At 38.4% G+C, this 19476-nt stretch carries 14 protein-coding genes and 4 pseudogenes; 10 read left to right on the top strand and 8 right to left on the bottom strand.

Features of this window, described 5'->3' with window-relative positions:
* Window positions 1–8: 8 nt before the first annotated feature.
* Window positions 9–692 carry a tRNA (5-methylaminomethyl-2-thiouridine)(34)-methyltransferase MnmD gene (gene mnmD, locus ACFJIZ_RS10075; RefSeq protein ID WP_379093087.1) on the bottom strand — a complete coding sequence of 228 codons (684 nt, stop codon included), beginning with the start codon at window positions 690–692 and terminating at the stop codon, window positions 9–11.
* A gap of 64 nt (window positions 693–756) precedes the next feature.
* On the opposite strand from mnmD, the gene ACFJIZ_RS10070 reads away from it, so the two are divergent.
* Window positions 757–1095 carry an MmcQ/YjbR family DNA-binding protein gene (locus tag ACFJIZ_RS10070; RefSeq protein WP_379093084.1) on the top strand — a complete coding sequence of 113 codons (339 nt, stop codon included), beginning with the start codon at window positions 757–759 and terminating at the stop codon, window positions 1093–1095.
* Here ACFJIZ_RS10070 and ACFJIZ_RS10065 read toward each other — a convergent pair.
* Window positions 1092–3128: a M48 family metalloprotease gene (locus ACFJIZ_RS10065; protein WP_379093081.1), complete on the bottom strand. Its 2037-nt coding sequence runs from the start codon at window positions 3126–3128 to the stop codon at window positions 1092–1094. The genes ACFJIZ_RS10070 and ACFJIZ_RS10065 overlap by 4 nt on opposite strands.
* Before the next feature lie 177 nt (window positions 3129–3305).
* Complete coding sequence (locus ACFJIZ_RS10060; protein ID WP_379093078.1) at window positions 3306–5345, bottom strand: M13 family metallopeptidase; 2040 nt, start codon at window positions 5343–5345, stop codon at window positions 3306–3308.
* A gap of 338 nt (window positions 5346–5683) precedes the next feature.
* On the opposite strand from ACFJIZ_RS10060, the gene ACFJIZ_RS10055 reads away from it, so the two are divergent.
* Window positions 5684–7648 (top strand): heavy metal translocating P-type ATPase, encoded by a 1965-nt coding sequence (locus tag ACFJIZ_RS10055; RefSeq protein ID WP_379093075.1) that lies wholly within the window; start codon window positions 5684–5686, stop codon window positions 7646–7648.
* Between the two features lie 30 nt (window positions 7649–7678).
* Window positions 7679–8197 (top strand): Uma2 family endonuclease, encoded by a 519-nt coding sequence (locus ACFJIZ_RS10050; RefSeq protein ID WP_379093072.1) that lies wholly within the window; start codon window positions 7679–7681, stop codon window positions 8195–8197.
* Between the two features lie 121 nt (window positions 8198–8318).
* Here the strand turns inward: ACFJIZ_RS10050 and ACFJIZ_RS10045 are convergent, their stop codons facing one another.
* The 4 genes and pseudogenes from ACFJIZ_RS10045 to ACFJIZ_RS10030 form a co-directional block, all read right to left on the bottom strand.
* Window positions 8319–8489, bottom strand: a complete 171-nt coding sequence (locus ACFJIZ_RS10045; RefSeq protein WP_379093992.1) for a hypothetical protein — start codon at window positions 8487–8489, stop codon at window positions 8319–8321.
* A gap of 97 nt (window positions 8490–8586) precedes the next feature.
* Window positions 8587–8949: pseudogene (locus ACFJIZ_RS10040) on the bottom strand (DUF4386 domain-containing protein); the annotation flags it as partial.
* Between the two features lie 104 nt (window positions 8950–9053).
* The gene (locus ACFJIZ_RS10035; RefSeq protein ID WP_379093069.1) at window positions 9054–9251 is read right to left on the bottom strand and encodes a hypothetical protein; all 198 of its coding nucleotides are present in this window, start codon (window positions 9249–9251) and stop codon (window positions 9054–9056) included.
* Window positions 9251–9499 (bottom strand): DUF6326 family protein, encoded by a 249-nt coding sequence (locus tag ACFJIZ_RS10030; protein WP_379093066.1) that lies wholly within the window; start codon window positions 9497–9499, stop codon window positions 9251–9253. Before ACFJIZ_RS10030 ends, ACFJIZ_RS10035 begins: the two co-directional genes overlap by 1 nt.
* 399 nt (window positions 9500–9898) lie before the next feature.
* On the opposite strand from ACFJIZ_RS10030, the pseudogene ACFJIZ_RS10025 reads away from it, so the two are divergent.
* From ACFJIZ_RS10025 to ACFJIZ_RS10015, 3 genes and pseudogenes are all read left to right on the top strand, one after another.
* A pseudogene (locus ACFJIZ_RS10025) lies at window positions 9899–12584 on the top strand (valine--tRNA ligase).
* 2 nt (window positions 12585–12586) lie between these two features.
* Window positions 12587–13324, top strand: a complete 738-nt coding sequence (locus ACFJIZ_RS10020) for a hypothetical protein (protein WP_379093063.1) — start codon at window positions 12587–12589, stop codon at window positions 13322–13324.
* A 4-nt stretch (window positions 13325–13328) separates the two neighbouring features.
* On the top strand, window positions 13329–13862 hold the full coding sequence (locus tag ACFJIZ_RS10015; protein WP_379093060.1) for a hypothetical protein: 534 nt from the start codon (window positions 13329–13331) through the stop codon (window positions 13860–13862).
* Window positions 13863–13866: 4 nt separating this feature from the next.
* Here the strand turns inward: ACFJIZ_RS10015 and ACFJIZ_RS10010 are convergent, their stop codons facing one another.
* Window positions 13867–14328 carry a type I restriction enzyme HsdR N-terminal domain-containing protein gene (locus tag ACFJIZ_RS10010; protein ID WP_379093057.1) on the bottom strand — a complete coding sequence of 154 codons (462 nt, stop codon included), beginning with the start codon at window positions 14326–14328 and terminating at the stop codon, window positions 13867–13869.
* A gap of 56 nt (window positions 14329–14384) precedes the next feature.
* Between ACFJIZ_RS10010 and holA the strand changes: the two are divergent.
* From holA to ychF, 4 genes and pseudogenes are all read left to right on the top strand, one after another.
* Window positions 14385–15410 (top strand): annotated as a pseudogene (gene holA / locus ACFJIZ_RS10005) (DNA polymerase III subunit delta).
* Window positions 15411–15541: 131 nt separating this feature from the next.
* A complete protein-coding gene (locus ACFJIZ_RS10000) occupies window positions 15542–16879 on the top strand; it encodes a DUF5117 domain-containing protein (RefSeq protein ID WP_379093054.1) in 1338 nt (445 codons plus the stop codon).
* Window positions 16785–18116 (top strand): zinc-dependent metalloprotease, encoded by a 1332-nt coding sequence (locus tag ACFJIZ_RS09995; RefSeq protein ID WP_379093989.1) that lies wholly within the window; start codon window positions 16785–16787, stop codon window positions 18114–18116. Before ACFJIZ_RS10000 ends, ACFJIZ_RS09995 begins: the two co-directional genes overlap by 95 nt.
* Window positions 18117–18325: 209 nt before the next feature.
* Window positions 18326–19421 (top strand): annotated as a pseudogene (gene ychF, locus ACFJIZ_RS09990) (redox-regulated ATPase YchF).
* The last annotated feature ends 55 nt before the right edge of the window (window positions 19422–19476 follow it).

The following is a 19476-nucleotide window of genomic DNA, read 5'->3' as shown; positions in this document are numbered from 1 at the left end:
ACTAACAACTAATAACTAACAACGGACTCTTTAACCGCTCTTAACATCTCTCTTTTCCCTGGTGCTCCAGGTAGTTTTTCTATTTTAAATCCACAGGCCTTAACCGCCCTTTTTAAATTTCCGGTAATGGCATAACTTACAAATACTCCACCTTCTTTGATAAAACTGCAGGCATGGGCAATCATTTCGTTGGTCCACATTTCAGGTTGGTGCTGCACAGAAAAGGCATCGAAATACAATACATCAAAAAGAGCTTCCGTTTTAAAATCCGCCAGTGTGGTATGGGCAATCTCAAGTTCACAAAGTGGAGATAAAATCTGTTTTTTTGTCAAAGTAGCTTCGTACTGCGCCATAAAACTTTCCCAAACCTTTGGTGGTACATATTCTTCGTAATTTGTTTGCCCAATGGTTTCTTGGGGAAGTGGAAAGGCCTCAATTCCGGTATAGTTCAATCTGATATTTTCAGCTTCGCAATGCGCATAACTTAAAATGAAATTTAAGCCAGTGCCAAAACCGACTTCCAATACGCTGATTTCTTTTTCTGTTGTTTGATCGATGGCAAATTTCAATCCTGCGTCCAAAAATACATGCCTGCTTTCTTGTAAGGCGCCGTGCGATGAATGGTAATGCTCTCCAATGGTCTGGTTGTATAAAGTATTTGAACCGTCGGCTGTTTGCGTAAGAATATTCATGCCGTAAAATTAAAGCATTAAACTTGCATTTGTATTTTATCTTTGTGTCTTCATCTTGTTAATTATGGATATCGAGAGTTTTAGAGAATATTGTCTGGGTTTGCCAGGCACCACCGAAGGGATGAAGTGGGAACACCTTTGTTTTATGATTGAAGAAAAGCTGTTCATCATCATTGCCATTGACGAAGGAAACAGCTTTTCTACAAAATGTACACCTGAAGAATTTGATGAACTAACAGCTAGGGATGGCATTAGTCAAGCCCCACATATGGCCAAAAAACAATGGGTAAAGATTGAAAACCTAGACGTATTAAGTATAGCAGAACTGAAAAAGAGAGTAGAAACTTCTAGGGCATTGGTATTGGCCAAACTGCCGAAAAAGGTGCAGGAAAAGTACCGTTAAGACTTGAACTCGAGTTTTTGTTGCTCTAGGGTTACCTGAAAATCAAGTAAGTCCTTTTTTGCATAAAAATAACCCATTGCTAATATGTGTTGGTAATTTCTTAATGCGGTGAACAAAATGTTCAAAATTTTATCATTGTATTCATTAGTGAATTTCCAAAAATATTCTAAGTCCTTAGCCATATACTTTTCAAAATCGGCTCTCATTTCTGACGTAATGGCCCTTTGGTAAATCTCTTCCCCCAAAAGAAATGCAATTTCCTCTTTAAATCGGTCTTCTTTTGGCTTTATCTTAATAAAATTATCTATGATTTTACTAAAAGGGGTTGTTTGACTAACGAATGTCAAGTCATTATTGAGTTCTATATAATGCTGTATTTTTTGAATATACTGTTCATCAACTGTCGTTAGTTTTTTATAATGAACTAACAATTCTTCTTCTCTTCCTAGTTTTTTAGCAATAAAATAAAAATAGTTTAAAATCTCACAGTCATTTTTGGCTATTGTATTTTTTATCGTTACAACCTCAGCTTCCAGTTTAACAATCAATACCTGAGCATCTTTGATATTGTATTTTTCACCATCATAATCGAATGTTTTAATTTCATCATTTTCGGATAGCTGGCTTAGTAGTGAAATATCATTTTCTAATGCTATGAGATTGTAGACCATATCAACTTTATCATTGTTGAAAAAGAAAGAAGCATCTACATCTTGATAAATTGTCTGCTCATCAATGTCGGTATCAATATTATAAATCGGATTTTTATTGTCATAATAAGCATTATATAGGTTGTTAAAAGAATTTGAAATATAATCTTTAGTGAAATCTTTAAAGAAATCAACATCATCTATTAAACTTGGGGATGTTTTATATTCTACATTAGTAAATAGGGTATCTGTTATTTGGGAGTTCAATGATTCAAAATCATTAAATAATGTAATCGCAAGAGAAAAATTTTCATTGTTAGTTTCCTTATTGATTCTTTCCAGTTCTTTAACTCTATTAGCAGTACTCGGATGAGACGACCATTGGTCTTTAATGAATAATTTCGATTTATTGTATCTGCTTAAATTTGATAAGGGTACCTGAGGTAAATCATTCTCAATTTTTAATCTTCCTTCTTGTGCATAAAAATTCATGACCAAATGTTGTTGAGAATAAATGTTCTTTGTTCTAATGGCATCAGGAATTTTATTGTTGTAATAGTTAATTACAGTGTCAAAGGAATAGTTAGCTAAATCGAGCCTTAATAGTGAATTGATCAAAGGTTTTGAGCCTGCAACTTTTGCTGCAACGGCATCTGCATGAAACTCCATTTCCCGCGATAAGGCCATGTAGTTAAGATTGATTACGTCATAAGCCTGTTTTAAAACCCATTGAATTCCTTTGTTGATTAACAAAGCAAGATTTACAAACAACGAGAAATAGCCATTGATATTTGAAAGTTTGTCTGTCAGTTTTTGATAAGAATCATTTTCGTAAAGCATGTTATAGATTACTTTGTTTACATTGTAGACATAACTTCCAACTTTCATGGTCTTTTGCGAAAAATGACCAAATTCATGTGCCAATATTGCTTTAAATTCGGTTATTGAAATAGTATTGACCAAGCCTAAACCAATCTGTAGGTTTTTTTTAACTGGCAAGAACATGCTCCAAAAACTAGAATCATAAAATACAGAAGCATTTACTTCGGTAGATAAATAAATTTTTTTCGGAAAATTTGTATTGGTTTCTTTTGCAATCTCTGTTATAAATTCAAACAGTTTAGGTTGTTTCTTTCTTGTTAGTTCTGTTAAATGGTTTCTGTCAATTTTATTTACAGTAAATATAAACTTGATTAAAAAAGCCAAAATCAAGAATCCAAAGCAAATAAGTGCTGCGCCTAATATTAATATAATTGAATGTCCGCCTAAAATTAAAATAGCACCCAAATATCCACAGATTAATGTTAAACCTATAGCCATTGCAATTAAGAATAAATACAATAGCGTAAAAAGTAAAATAGAGAAAATGGCTTTAGTAGCCATTTTTTTAAAATTGGCAGAAACTTTAACAGAATTTATAGACATATAAAAGACTACTGTATAATTATTCTTTAAACGAAAAGAATAGTTTCAAATCTATTGGTAATCAAATCCATTTCCAAATGATTTCTAAATAAAAAAGCCATCCTAATCCGGATGGCTTTTTTTATGAGTTGATGTTTACCACAACCTAATTCGGTCTTCAGGTTTCTTATAGAGTTTGTCGCCAGGTTTCACGTCAAAGGCCTGGTACCAGGCATCCATATTTACCGGAGCGCCAATGGTTCTGTAAGGACCAGGAGAGTGTGAGTCTGTTTTGATCAATTGAGCTGCAGCTTCTGGTAAAATATTACCTCTCCAAACTTGTGCCCAGGATAAGAAGAAACGTTGGTCAGGTGTAAAACCGTCTATCTTCTCATTGCTTTGACCTTGTTTAGTCATCTTAAAGGCAGTATAAGCAGCATTCAATCCACCTAGATCGCCAATATTTTCGCCCATGGTCAACTTACCCAATACGTGGATGGTATCAACAACGGTATAAGCACTGAACTGTTCGCCCAAGGCCTTTGTTTTATCATTAAATTTAGCGCGGTCTTCATCTGTCCACCAATTTTTAAGGTTGCCATCTTTATCATATTGGCTACCTGTATCGTCAAAACCGTGGCTCATTTCATGACCGATTACGGCACCAATACCACCATAGTTCACGGCATCATCTGCGTTTGGATCAAAGAAAGGAAACTGTAAAATCCCAGCCGGGAAAACAATTTCGTTCATGGTTGGGCTATAAGATGCATTTACAGTTGGAGGTGTCATTCCGAAACGTGTACGGTCTAAAGGTTTTCCTAATCTGCTCACATTTTCGTTATAGTTCCAGATACTGGCATTGCGTAGATTTTGGAAATAAGTTCCTTTGTTGATCTCTAAGCCTGTATAAGTTTGCCATTTGGTAGTATAACCTACTTTTGGTGTAAAAGCATGTAGTTTTTCTAATGCTCTTTTTTTAGTGGCATCGCTCATCCACTCTAAACCATTGATCCTGATTTCGAAAGCCTTGCGTAGGTTAACAATCATTTGATCCATGCGTACTTTTGCATCTGGTTTGAAATATTTGGCTACATACAGTTGACCTAATAGTTCACCTATTGTTCCATCAGTTAATGCAGACATGCGTTGCCAACGTGGTGTTTGTACTTTTTGACCAGTTTGAGCTTGCGTAAATGCAAAGCTTGCGTTAACAAAAGGAGAGCTTAGGTTATTTGCAGAACCTCTTAAGATGTTCCACTCCAAATAGGTCTTCCAATCTGTTAAGGGTACCCTGGTTAACATGCCATCTAAACTTTTAAAGAAAGAGATAGAGTTGACTAAAACTGTATCTTGACCATTGATCTTAAACTTAGGCATCAAGGTTGTCCAGTTAATGTTAGGTGTAACCTTGTTAAATTCAGCAACGGTTAATTTGTTATAAGTTTTATAAGGGTCACGCATTTCAATCCTGCTCATCTGCGCTTCGGCCAATGCTTTTTCTAAATTGAATACGGTGGTTGCCTTTTGTTTGGCCTCAGCTTCGCTACTTCCGGTTAAGGTAAACAATTTTACCATGTAGGTATTGTAAGCAGCTCTGATCCTTTGGCTCTGAGGGTCGTCTTTTAGGTAATAATCTCGGTCGCTTAAAGATGTTCCACCTTGAGAAATGTTAACTACGTATTTGGTTACATTTTTTCTGTCTTGTCCAACACCTAAACCAAATAGGCCACCGCCCACGCCAGAAGTACGCATGTAAGCGATCTGGTCTAATAGCCCTTGTACGCTATTGATTTTTTTACTCTTTCTAGAATCCGCTTTGATTGGTGTATAACCCAATTTTTCGATGGTCAAGCTATCCATCGCTGCTGCATAAAAATCGCCTACGCGTCTGCTTACAGAACCTGCAGGCGCAGTTTTGTCAGCCGCTGCTTTTTCTACCAAGCTTCTTACAGCCTGTGCATTAAACTCGCGAAGTTCGTTAAATGAACCCCAACGTGTTTCTTTGGCAGGTACAGGGTTTTTCTTGATCCATGTTCCACTTGCGTATTGATAAAAATCATCGCCAGGTTTAACGCTCAGGTCCATGTTTGCAGGATCTATATATTTTTTAGGGACGTTTTGCGCATAGGCCGAAAAGCTTCCTGCCATGATACCTAAAATCGCAAAATAATTTTTGAATTGGTTAACTTTCATTAGTTATGATTTGTTTAATAGTGATAATGTCTGCACAGACTGATAAAGAAATTTGATAGGGATGCACTATGCAGATTTCATGCTTTAAAAATATTTAAAGATGAAAATTAAGAAATACCTATTAAACTATAGAAAGTTAATAGAAATATTACTTGTTAAACCAGTAATACAATTTACTCAAACCAATTCTCCGAAAAATACCAACGTTAAATATGGACAACCTGAATGCTTTCATGTTTTACATTTTGTATAAGTATTAACATATTTTAACATATATTATTGTGTCGACACGGATAATTCATAGCAAAAACCATAATTTTGAATAATTCTAAATTACAATGGAAAAAGAAAAACATTCGCATGTAGCTCAAGAAGATGGGTGCTGTAGCCATAACCACGGCCATCAGCATGGTAGTGGCGATGACCATGATCACGACCATGGCGATGCATCGTCATTTAAAACCTACCTCCCTGCTGCTTTTAGCTTGGTTTTATTATTAGCTGGTATTGCATTAGATTATTTGAAGATCGAATTCTTTGTCAACTATATCCGCATGGGATGGTATGTGCTGGCTTATGTTCCAGTAGCCTATCCTGTGATCAAAGAAGCGGGAGCAACCATTGCCAAGGGCGAAATATTTACAGAATTTTTATTGATGGCTTTGGCTACCATTGGCGCATTAGCCTTGGGAGAATATCCTGAAGCGGTTGCGGTAATGCTGTTCTATACCGTTGGCGAACTTTTTCAGGGCGCTGCAGTGGCTGGAGCAAAACGAAATATCAAAGCCTTATTGGATGTGCGACCAGATGTAGCGAGTGTACTTAGAAATGAAAAATTTGAAACCGTAAAACCAGAAACGGTAGCTATAGGAGAGACCATTCAGTTAAAAGCTGGCGAAAAGGCCCCTTTAGATGGAGAATTGTTGAGCGAAAGTGCCAGTTTCAATACGGCCGCATTAACAGGCGAAAGTACGCCAAGGACCATCCGTAAGGGTGAAGCGGTACTGGCTGGAATGTTAAATCTTGATCAGGTAGTTACCTTAAAAGTAAGCAAGAAATTTGCTGATAGTGCACTATCTCGAATTTTGGAAATGGTACAATCGGCTACTTCGCGTAAGGCGAAAACCGAGTTGTTCATCAGGAAATTTGCAAAGATTTATACCCCAATTGTATTTTTTCTAGCTGTTGCTTTAGTTATCCTACCTTATTTTATCGTAGCTGATTACCAATTCCAGACCTGGTTATATCGAGCCTTGGTTTTCTTGGTGATTTCTTGCCCATGTGCCTTGGTTATTTCTATTCCATTAGGCTATTTTGGCGGAATTGGAGCTGCCTCAGCCAATGGAATCTTATTTAAAGGTTCTAACTTTTTAGATGTAATCACCCAAGTCAATACGGTTGTGATGGATAAAACCGGAACATTGACTCATGGTGTATTCAAAGTTAAACAGATCCAAAGCGAAATAGACGAAGCTAAATTTATGGCTTTGTTGGCGGCCATAGAAAGTCAATCTACACATCCCATAGCAAAGGCCATCGTTAACCATTATGGAGACGAAAAGCTTTTAGACGTTACGGAGGTTAAAGAAATTGCTGGACATGGCTTAACGGCTGTAATTGCAAACCAGAAAGTAGCTGCAGGTAATGCCAAATTGTTTAAGAAAGCCAATATTGCTTATCCTACAACCATTGATGAACAAGTAGAAACCATTGTATTGTTGGCAGTTGATGATCAATATGCAGGTTACGTGATCATTGCCGATGAGGTTAAGGCAGATGCCAAACAGGCCGTAACGGACCTCCATGCCAACGGCATCACACAAGTAATAATGTTGAGTGGTGATAAAACTGCCATTACAGCAAAGCTGGCCAAAGAACTGAACATTGATCAAGCCTATGGTGATCTTTTGCCTGAAGATAAAGTTGCCCGATTGGAAAACATCAAAAAGGATAAAAATGCCATCGTCGCTTTTGTGGGTGATGGGATTAACGATGCGCCTGTACTGGCCTTAAGCGACCTAGGCATGGCCATGGGGGCCATGGGCAGCGATGTTGCGATTGAAACAGCCGATGTGGTGATCCAGAACGACCAACCAAGTAGAATTGTAACGGCCATTAAAATAGGTAAGGCTACTAAAAAGGTTGTTTACCAAAACATCAGTTTGGCCTTTGGGGTAAAAGCCATCGTTTTGATCTTAGGGGCGGGTGGTTTGGCCACCATGTGGGAAGCTGTTTTTGCCGATGTGGGTGTGGCGTTTTTAGCCATCCTAAATGCAATCAGAATCCAACGAATGAAATTTTAATATCCCGCTAAAAATGAGTATATTAGTGGTATGGCGGCCGAAACTCCCTATAAAGATTTAACTGATGAGAAAGTCTATCTCCTCCATGATATCGACGAATCTCGAACTTATAGTTATGCCCATTATTTAAACTGGCTTTTTGAAGAAAGAGTAGAATTAATTAAAGGGAAAATCTTTAAAATGAGCCCTGTGCCATCTAGGTTTCATCAAGAAGTTTTTGGAACAATTTTCATGGCGCTTGGTAATTTTTTAAAAAACAAACCCTGCAAAGTTTATGGTGCACCATTTGATGTCCGCTTTCCAAAAGAGAGCAAAGCCGACAAAGATGTGTTCACCGTTCTACAGCCAGATATCTGTGTGGTTTGTGATCTAACCAAACTCGATGCTCGAGGATGCATTGGCGCTCCAGATCTGGTCGTTGAAGTTTTATCTCCGGGCAATAACAAAAAAGAACTGCTTCATAAATACAAGATCTACCAAGAATTTGGGGTAAAAGAGTATTGGGTAGTTAGCCAAAGCGACCAAACCATACTGATCTTATACCCTTGACGATATAGGTAGGTTTCAGCCTTCTAAGCTTTTTACTTTAAGTGAGCAGATTACGTCTTCGGTTTTACCCGGCTTTGTATTGAACCTTGATGATGTTTTTGAAGAGATGTAATCTTTTCCTTTAAATAGCTGTCTTTTTTTCTTTGGCCCCCATCATCAAGAGCCACAAGCAGGTCCCTATTTCGCCCAAACTTGCAGGGAGCCTTACATAAGAAGAAATACCCAGTTCGCTGTAGCCTGTCCATAGCGAATTGCCCAAGAAGTTTAACAGGTAACCGAAACAACCTGCCATTAACAGTACGCCCAAAAATTTTGGAAGAAAACCTGATCCTGAATATCAGATAACCCAAAGGAAATAACCAAAGCCCCCAAAATATCTGAACAATTAAAATCCCTGAATTATAAAGATCCAAATAAAACATCACTTGCGTATGCATTTGGTCAATTGCTAACCCTTTAAGTGTTGTAGAACTGCTAATGAGCGAAAGCACTGCAAATTTGTTGATCATGTTGGCAAAGGAAATAGGTACACTTACAATTGCCAGAATGACCATTACTTTGGCATGGGTTTTATTGACCGATTTGAGCAATTGGTACAATACAATTGGTAAAAACAAAAAGAAGGTATAACAGACCAAACTGCTTACGATACCAAGTCTAAACAATAGCTCGTTGCTTGTAATATTGTTAACGGTTTGTGCCGCATCGTTCCATACGATGAGTTTTGAAGGAACATAAGCTAGACTAAACATGCCAGTTACCACCACCACTAGGTAGAGTAGACCTGCTATTCGTGCTGTTTTTTTATTAGAGTACATTTTTATCTTTTTTGATGAGCTGTTGATGGATAGTTTTTTTAGTGTCCGCCTTTTTCTTGTGGCCAGTTCCAAGCCCGCCAAGCAATAACGCTGGTTAGGATAATTTCTACGCAGGCCAGATAAACATAGAATATTTTCCACTCGCTGATTGATTTTGTGATGATCAGCGCCATGATCAACGTAAATAAAATGCCCGCAACTACGTTGGCCCAACGGTTGAGCTGGGGTTTAAACACTAAGGATAAGAAGATATCAGGCTCGGGATGGTCATCATGATGGCAAACGAAAGCAAGGCGTAAGGAGTGGTGGTACCTACACCAGAACTTCCTTCCATTAAACCTTGGATACGACCGGGAACAAACAAGGAGAAAAAATCTCCATACACATAACAGAACATTAGGGCTGTCCATAATGCAGCCAATTGAAGCTTGATATTGATCGTAAAATCTTGAAGCTTGCTTTTTTTGGTTTGGTTTGAAAGCATTTTTTTTAGGGTTAGATCAGTTAATTTGTTGGTTGGTATAGGCGTGGTTCGCCATTTTTAGATGCTACTTTAAGCTTAAAGTTACAACGGGGTACGCTAGGATAATTGTTTATTTAACCAATTGCCTTACAAATGTTTACCTGTGATATTTGTAGGCATTTTTGATGGTAACTATGGTTCTTTAAATAAGGTACTGTACCCTGCAAACTAAACCCGAACGCAACGAAAATCCTTTTGCGGCTTGGCTTGGGCATTTGGACAGGGTGCCCGCAAAAGATTGTAATGGAGTGCGGGACCAACACCTGATCAACGCACTGTCTCTGCTTTTCAAATTTTTAGGCTTTAAGTTTTGCGCCTAAAAACGTATTTTTACCAGCTAAATTCGACACCAAAATATAAATGAGCATATCTACTAAATACAATCCTGCAGAAACCGAAGATAAATGGTATAGTTACTGGCTTGAGAAGAAATTCTTTCACTCTGAGCCAGATGAGCGTGAGCCTTATACAATTGTAATTCCACCGCCAAACGTAACTGGGGTATTGCACATGGGGCACATGTTAAACAACACCATTCAGGATGTATTGATCCGTAAGGCCCGTATGCAAGGTAAAAACGCTTGTTGGGTACCTGGAACAGACCATGCTTCTATTGCTACCGAAGCAAAGGTGGTGGCGATGCTAAAAGAAAGAGGAATCAATAAAAAAGACATTTCTCGTGAAGAGTTTTTGAAATATGCCTGGGAGTGGAAAGAGAAATACGGTGGTATTATTTTAGACCAATTAAAGAAATTGGGTGCAAGCTGCGATTGGGACAGGACACGTTTTACCATGGAAGACGATCTTTCTGAAGCGGTGATCGACAGTTTTATCCATTTGTACAAAAAAGGATGGACTCTATCGTGGAATCAGAATGGTAAACTGGGATCCTGCTGGTAAAACAGCAGTTTCTGATGAGGAAGTCAATCCGCAAAGAAGTAAACCAAAAGTTATACTATATCAAATATCGGATTGCAGGAACAGACCAATCGGCATTAACAGCTGAAAATTCATTGACGATTGCTACCACACGTCCAGAAACCATTATGGCCGATGCAGCCATCTGTATCAACCCTAATGATGAACGGTTTACACACCTAAAAGGCAAAAAAGTATTTGTGCCTTTGGTTAATCACGAAATTCCGGTTATTGAAGACGAATATGTAGATATTGAATTTGGTACAGGTTGTTTAAAAGTGACCCCTGCACATGATCTAAATGATTATGAATTGGGTGTAAAACATCATTTACCAGTAACCGATATCTTAAATGATGATGGTACCTTAAATGAGTTGGCTGTTATTTTGGTTGGCGAGGACAGGTTTGTTGCCCGTAAAAAAATTGCCAAAATGTTGGATGAGGCTGGTCATTTAGAAAAAGTAGAAGACTATAAATCGCAAGTTGGTTTCTCTGAGCGTACAGATGCGGCAATTGAGCCTAAATTATCAATGCAGTGGTTTGTGAAAATGAAAGAGATGGCACAACCAGCATTGGATGATGTGCTGAACGGCGAAGTAAACCTAATCCCAAATAAGTTCGAGAATACTTATCGTCATTGGATGGAGAATGTTCGCGACTGGAATATCTCTCGCCAATTGTGGTGGGGGCAACAAATCCCTGCTTGGTACGATGCCAAAGGAAATTGGGTAGTGGCCAAAACCAAAGACGAAGCTTTAGAGGAGTTCTGGAAAAAGAAACACTTGGAAGAGGATTGTGCCGAAGCTGATAAAGCTGGATTTAAAAACCAATTGGCACCTTTTGTAAAACAGGATGAAGATGTAATGGACACTTGGTTCTCTTCGTGGTTGTGGCCAATTTCTGTTTTTGATGGTTTTAAAAATCCAGACAATAAAGACATCAATTATTATTATCCTACCAATGATCTGGTAACGGCTCCAGAGATCTTGTTCTTTTGGGTAGCCAGGATGATCATGGCCGGACATGAGTTTAGAGGTCAAAAGCCTTTTAACAATGTGTATTTAACAGGATCGTTCGTGATAAATTAGGCAGAAAGATGTCTAAATCGTTGGGTAATTCTCCTGATCCCATTGGGCTGATCGAGAAATATGGTGCTGATGGGGTAAGAGTAGGGATGTTGATGTCGTCGCCAGCTGGGAACGATTTGATGTTTGATGAATCGTATTGTGAGCAAGGTAGAAACTTTGCCAATAAAATATGGAATGCCTTCCGTTTGGTTAAAGGCTGGGAAGTGGATGAAAATCTGGAAAACCCTAACCAACAAGCCATTGCTTGGTTCGAAAACCGCTTTAGCGAAACTTTAGCTGAGATTGAGGCCAACTTTAAGCAATATCGTTTATCTGAAGCCTTAATGGCTACCTATAAATTGGTTTGGGACGATTTCTGTGCCTGGTACCTAGAAATGGTTAAGCCTGCTTATCAACAACCCATTGATGCGGCAACCAAAAAAATAAGCATCCATTATTTCGAGCAGATCTTAAAACTGTTGCATCCTTTTATGCCTTTCTTAACAGAAGAGCTATATCACGATGAACTGTTTGGCGAAAGAAATGAAATGGATTGTTGTATTGTAGCCCAATATCCAACAATTGGAGCGATAGATGAAAAATTATTGAAAGATGCAGAACTGATCAAAGAGTTGATTTCGGAAATCAGGAATGTAAGAAATACACGTCAGATCTCGCCAAAAGATGCCCTGCCATTAAGCATTAAATCTAACTCAGACCTAGATTATGAGCAATGGATCAATATTGTATTTAAGCTGGCCAACATCAGCGAGGTAGCCTTGGTTAATGATAAAATCCCTGGCGCAGCCAGTTTTATGGTAGGTAAGGACGAATTTTTTATCGTGTTGAACGAAAATGTAGATTTGGATGCAGAAAAAGAGCGTTTAACCAAAGAATTGGAATACCTACAGGGTTTCTTGAAATCTGTTGATGCCAAATTGAGCAATGAACGTTTTGTACAAAATGCAAAACCAGAGATGATCACCAACGAGCGCAATAAAAAGGCGGATGCGGAATCTAAAATCAAGATGATTACCGAGAGTTTAGCCCTATTAGGATAGCCATGAAGATTTTTAAAGCCTTTTTGTTTCTGACCGTTGTAATGCTTGCTGCTTGCAGCAATAATGAGAAAAAGGAAGCCGAAGCGCAAGATACCTTAACTGAAGAAGTAGATACGGCAATCCATGCGCCAACTGTAGATTCGAGTGTTGTAACAACTAAAACAACTACTGGTTTATTGGCCAACCCGAATGCTATTTTGGTCAGCTGTGATGCCGTTGGTAAGATCAATATTGGTGATACCTATCAGGATGTTGAACGTAAAGCAGGGAAAGCAAACCTAAAACAGGATTCTGTTTTTGTAAAAGGCGTTTTTCAACATACTTTTGCCACCAAAGTATGGAAAGGTACAGCCGGTGAAATTACAATCAATTGGCAAGAAAGTGAACAGCCTTACAAAACCATCCAAAATATCATCATTGATGTGGCAGGTTCGACCTATGTTACCCAAAACGGGATCAAATTAGGCAGTCCAATGTCTTTGGTCAATAAATTAAATGGAAAGTCATTTATGTTGATTGGTTTCTCAGGACAAAATGCAGGAACTTTGATGAATTTTAATGGAGGAAACCTCCTTACGCAAATTCCATGCATCAGGGCCGTTTTCGAATTGCCGAAAATGAAATCCTATCCAAAAGAAGTATCTGAAATCTTAACACCTAATATTGTGCAATCAAACCACGTGGCCTTTAAGATCTACGACCCCGTAGTTAAAAAACTGATCATTAATTCCAAACGATAATACCATGAAGAAACTTGCATTTTTATTTTTAGCGATCGCCTTTGCCTCTTGTTCAAACGAAAAACCTAAGGAAGTAAGTACAGGTATCTTTTTGGAAGATCAATTGAAAGATTTTATTGCCTCAAATCCTGATTGGACAAAAGACGAGGCCAAGGAAAAAGAGATCACTGAAAAATTCAAGCACAAAATGATCAATTTGAGCAACGAAGCAGATTTTCTGAAAGATATGCCTTTGAAACTCGAAGCCGTTAAGGATACGGTCATCAACGAACAAGAAACAAAAATGGCAATCTTTAAAGCTTATGGAGATACCAGCAGAAACAAAAGTTCGTTGTTAAATTATATGCAGTTACAGGTTTCTGGCATCGTTTCGGATGCGCAATTGGCAAAACTTCCGGTTCAGAAAAACTATATCATAACCGGTACGCTTTACAAACAGGGTAAAAGGGCCGATGTGAAGTTTATCCACGTAGCAGATTTTAATGGTTACGATCTGGGCAAATATACTTTTCTGATTACAGGTTTTAAACCATTGTAATTACCTACAATTCTTTATAGTTAGGCAAATTCTCTACAAAGACAAATTGTTCTGCCTGATGATTTATACTCGCATAACAATGCATAAGTCCATTGGTTACCACTAGCCATTTGGTTTTATGGACAGAATTGTACCTTGCTGCTTGATCAAATACCGATTGGTTGATTTTTACGGCAGGAGCTTTGCACTCTATCACCATCATTCTTTCACCTTGGGTATTGAAGATCACTACATCCGTTCTTTTTTGAAGTTTGTTGAGGTTCAGTCCACCCTCAATTTGGATCAGCGATTTCGGAAATTTCTTTTCAAGGATCAAGTATTGGATAAAATGTTGCCTTACCCATTCTTCGGGAGTCAGTACCAGGTGTTTTTTGCGGATTTCGTCGAATATAAAATACTGGTCGCCCTTTTGTGTAATTTTAAAAGGATACGTAGGTAAGTTTAAAGCGGTGGGTTCAAATGCCATTTGTGCAAAAATAACCTTTAATATTTAGTTTTTAGCCGTTACATTTGGATAATTATATGAGCGCTGTAGAGATAATAAAAGATTTAAAGGCCAGAAAGTTTAAACCCTTGTATTTGTTGCAGGGCGAAGAACCTTATTACATTGATCAAGTGGTTGATTACATGGAAAACCATGTGCTTAACGATGGTGAAAAAGGATTTAACCAAACTGTTTTGTACGGTAAGGATACAGATATGGCCACTATCCTCAATGCGGCCAAGCGCTACCCGATGATGTCGGAATACCAACTGATCGTAGTGAAAGAGGCGCAGGATCTGAAATGGGCAAAAGAAACAGAAGGAAGTAGTAAAGATGCCGAGGTGGTACTGAATTATTTCGAGAAACCTTTACCCAGCACCATTTTGGTATTGGCCTATAAATATGCAAACTTCGATAAGCGCAAAAAATCTATAAGGCCATTTCCAATAATGGAGTAGTATTTCAATCGGATCCGGTAAGGGATTATAAATTGATGCCTTGGATCGAAGAGCACATCAAAGAAAAAGGCTATAAGATTGCCCCACAAGCTGCAGCCCTAATGGCAGAGTATCTGGGTACAGATCTTTCTAAAATTGCCAATGAAGTAGAAAAACTTTGTTTGAACATCAGTAAGGATACAGTCATCCAAACGGATCATATCCAGAAAAATATAGGAATCAGTAAGGAATACAATGTATTTGAACTGCAAAAGGCATTGGCTACCAGAAATATATTAAAGTGTAACCAGATCATCAACTACTTTGCAGATAACCCAAAAGCTAACCCCATGGTAATGGTTATGGCTAATCTAAATTCTTATTTTACCAAGATCTTAAAATATCATTACCTGCCCAATAAAAACGATGCAGCCAAAGAGCTTGGCGTAAGTCCGTATTTTATCAAAGATTACGAAACCGCAGCCAGAACTTTTAGTGATGCAAAGACCTTTGATATCATCAGTTTATTACGAGAGTATCAATCTAAAAAGCAAAGGTTTAGATAGTACTGGCAATACAACGGATGGCGAATTATTAAAGGAAATGTTGTTTAAAATGATCCATTAAATTTTCAGAATACAGTTATATGTAAGTTATTGTTTGGTTTTTTTTTGTTTGTAACTACAAAGTTATGCGCCATAGCCCTTTTTTTGTAGTCTCTACTTATATATTTACTCAACAATTAACTTATAATGTTCATGAAAAAAAAATTACTAACCATTTTACTTGCTGCAGGTGCGATTACAATAGCACAAGCGCAAGTTAGACCAGGTGGGGGAGCAGCAGCGGCGGATACGACGAGGAGAGCTCCTGGTGCTGCTGTAGGAGGCCCAAGAGCCCAGCCTAGACCATACGCCCAAGTTATTACTGATAAGGCAGTAACGCACAGAGGGATGATCACTACCCATAAATTAGACGACAAATTTTTCTTCGAAATTGCTGATACCACTTTAGGAAGAGACATTTTGGTGGTAAGTCGTATCTCTAAATCTGGTGCAGATGTACGTGCTGCACAAGGTTACGCAGGTGATCAGATTGGTAGTTCTGTGATCCGTTTCGAAAAAGGACCAAACAACCGTATTTTTATGCGTAAGGTAAGTTACAGAACTTACAGTCCTGATAGTACAGCTTCAATGTACCAATCGTTAAAAAACTCAAATATCCAAGCTATTGCTGCTTCATTTAACATTGCAGCTTATACTACAGATAAACAGGGAAGTGTGATCGACATGACCGACTATATCAATAGCGATAACGATATTTTTTACTTCAGTTCTCCTGCTGCTAAAACCCGTTTCAGATTGGGTAACCAATTGGCGGATCGTAGCTACATTACCAGTGTTAGAAGTTTCCCTACCAACGTAGAGATTACCTCGGTTAAAACGTATAGCTTATCAGCTGCAGCTGCTTCTCCATTTGGTGGCGCACCTGCTGGTGGTGGCGGTGGTGGTTCTACGGGTTCTGCAACTGTCGAGTTAAACGCATCGTTGGTTATTTTACCTAAAGTGCCAATGAAAGCACGTTATTTTGATCCACGTGTAGGTTATTTTGCAGTTGGTTATACCGATTTCGATCTTAACCCACAAGGTGTAAAAGAAATCGAATTGGTAAAAAGATGGCGTTTAGAGCCAAAACCACAAGATTTGGCTAAATACAAACGTGGTGAATTGGTAGAGCCTCAAAAACCGATCATTTTTTATATCGATCCAGCGACCCCTAAAAAATGGGTTCCATATTTAAAAGCAGGTGTTGACGATTGGGCAAAAGCTTTTGAAAAAGCAGGTTTCAAAAATGCGGTAATGGCTAAAGAAGCACCTACAAAAGCACAAGATTCAACTTGGAGCTTAGATGATGCTCGTCACTCGGCTATTGTTTATAAACCATCAGAAATTGCTAACGCAAGTGGTCCAAGTATCTCAGAATCACGTAGTGGCGAGATTGATGGAAAGCCATATCAACTGGTTCCACAATGTACAAAAGTTAGTACACGATTGGTACATGATCCAAACTGCTGCTGTAGATCCAAGAGCACGTAAAATGACTTTCAGCGATGAGTTGATGGGTGATTTGATCCGTTTTGTATCTTCTCACGAGGTTGGTCACACTTTAGGTCTTCGTCACAATTATGGTTCAAGTTCTACTGTTCCTGTAGAAAATCTACGCAACAAAAAATGGGTTGAAGAAAACGGACACACACCATCTATTATGGATTATGCCCGCTTTAACTACGTAGCACAACCAGAAGATAACATCTCTTCTAAAGGTTTATATCCTCGTATTGGTGACTATGATAAATGGGCAATCGAGTGGGGATACAGATACTTCCCAGATAGCAAAACTGTTGAATCTGATATGAAGATATTGGATAAAATGACTTTAGAGTCGGCTAAAAACAGACGTTTATGGTTCGGTACTGAAACCAACTCTGATGATCCACATTCACAAAATGAAGATTTGAGTGATAACGCAATGAAAGCAAGTGAGTATGGTATCAAAAACTTAAAAGTGATCTTGACCAACTTGCCAGTTTGGACTAAAGAACCAGGTGAAGGTTATGACAACTTGAACAACATGTACGGTCAATTGACTACTCAATTTGGTCGTTATATGGGCCATGTAACCAAAAACATTGGTGGTATCTACGAAAACCCTAAAACAGTAGACCAAGCAGGTCCTATTTATGAGCGTACTCCAGCGGCTACCCAAAAAGAAGCAATGGATTTCTTAAACAAACAATTGTTCACTACGCCTAAATGGTTGATCAACCAACCAATTTTGGATAACATTGATCAAAATCCATTAGAAGTTATTTCTAGATTACAAGGAAGTACTTTAAGCCGTTTATTGAGCAACAATACCTTAGGTAAATTGGTAGCTGCAGAAGCAACTGATGGTGCTACAGCTTATAAGATCTCTGATCTTTTCACTGACCTAAATGGTGCGATATTTACAGAACTAGGTTCAGGTTCGGCAATTGATGTATATCGTCGTAACTTACAAAAAGCTTACGTAGAAAGATTGATTTCAATCGTTAAGCCAGCTCCAGCTCCAGCAGCAGCTGCCATTCCAGGCGGTGGCGGTAGAGGCGGTGCAGGTGGTGCTAGCGGTTTAAGTGCTGCACAAAGTGATGTACTTTCGGTAGTTAAAGGACAATTGCGTCAATTACAAGATAAAGTTAAGTCTGCGTCTAACGGCCAGTCAGATTCATTGAGCAAATATCATTTGTTAGATCTTTCTGATCGTATCGAAGCTGCTTTAGATAGCAAAAAATAAGCTAGACTTAATTCATTAAATTTCTTTTTTAGGCGCCCCGAAATATCGGGGCCTCTTTTTTTGCGCCATTTTAGCAGGTGTATCAAATATTATTTACGTCGCTTATTATTTACTAGGCAAAGGCCTTAAAAATTAATATCTTTGCGCAAAATAGCAAACAATAATTAAGCCTTTTGATATGGCTTAAACAAGCATAATTTAAAAGAAACATGGCATTACAATGTGGTATAGTTGGGTTACCCAACGTTGGTAAATCAACCTTATTTAACTGTTTATCAAACGCAAAAGCACAAGCGGCAAATTTTCCATTCTGTACAATCGAACCAAATATTGGTGTAATTACCGTACCTGATGATCGTTTGACCAAATTGGCTGAGCTTGTAAAGCCCAATAAAGTACAACCAAATACCATCGAGATCGTAGATATTGCAGGTTTGGTAAAAGGTGCCTCTAAAGGAGAGGGTTTAGGTAACCAGTTCTTAGGAAACATTAGAGCTACCAATGCCATTATCCACGTATTGCGTTGTTTTGATGATGGTAATGTAATCCACGTTGATGGTTCTGTGGATCCTATCCGCGATAAAGAGATGATCGATACAGAGCTACAATTGAAAGATCTGGATACGGTAACCAAAAGAATCCAGAAGGTAGAGAAAATGGCTAAAACCGATAAAGATGCCAAAAGAACTTTTGAGATTTTAAGTGTTATTAAAGCCCAATTGGAAACTGGTAATTCTGCCCGTACTGCAGCTGTAGCACTAGAAGATTTTGAGTTTATCCAAGATATGGGCCTGTTGACCCAAAAGCCGGTAATGTACGTTTGTAATGTAGAAGAAGGATCGGTAATCAACGGTAATGCCTACACAGAAAGGGTAAAAGAAGCAGTGAAGAACGAAAATGCAGAAGTGTTGATCATTTCGGCGAAAATAGAATCTGAAATTGCCGAATTGGAATCTTATGAAGAAAGACAAGAGTTTTTAGGAGATCTAGGTTTAACAGAATCGGGTGTAAATAAGTTGATCAGGGCAGCTTATCGCTTATCTGATCTTTACACCTATTTTACTGCAGGTGTACAAGAAGTAAGAGCTTGGACCATTACGAAAGGTTTTACGGCGCCACAAGCAGCAGGTGTGATCCACACAGATTTTGAAAAAGGTTTTATCCGTGCCGAGGTCGATCAAATATAACGACTTTATCACCTTGGGTTCAGAAGCTGCTTGTAAAGAAGCTGGTAAACTGGGCGTAGAAGGTAAAACCTATGTGGTTGAGGATGGAGACATTATGCACTTCCGTTTCAACGTATAATAGATAGTGAAATATCAAAAAAGCCTCTTGGATAATTTTCAAGAGGCTTTTTTGG

It is taken from the genome of Pedobacter sp. UC225_65 (assembly GCF_042698365.1).
Lineage (GTDB): Bacteria > Bacteroidota > Bacteroidia > Sphingobacteriales > Sphingobacteriaceae > Pedobacter.
Note: the sequence above shows the minus strand (reverse complement) of the source record. Positions and strands in the feature narration are given on the sequence as shown.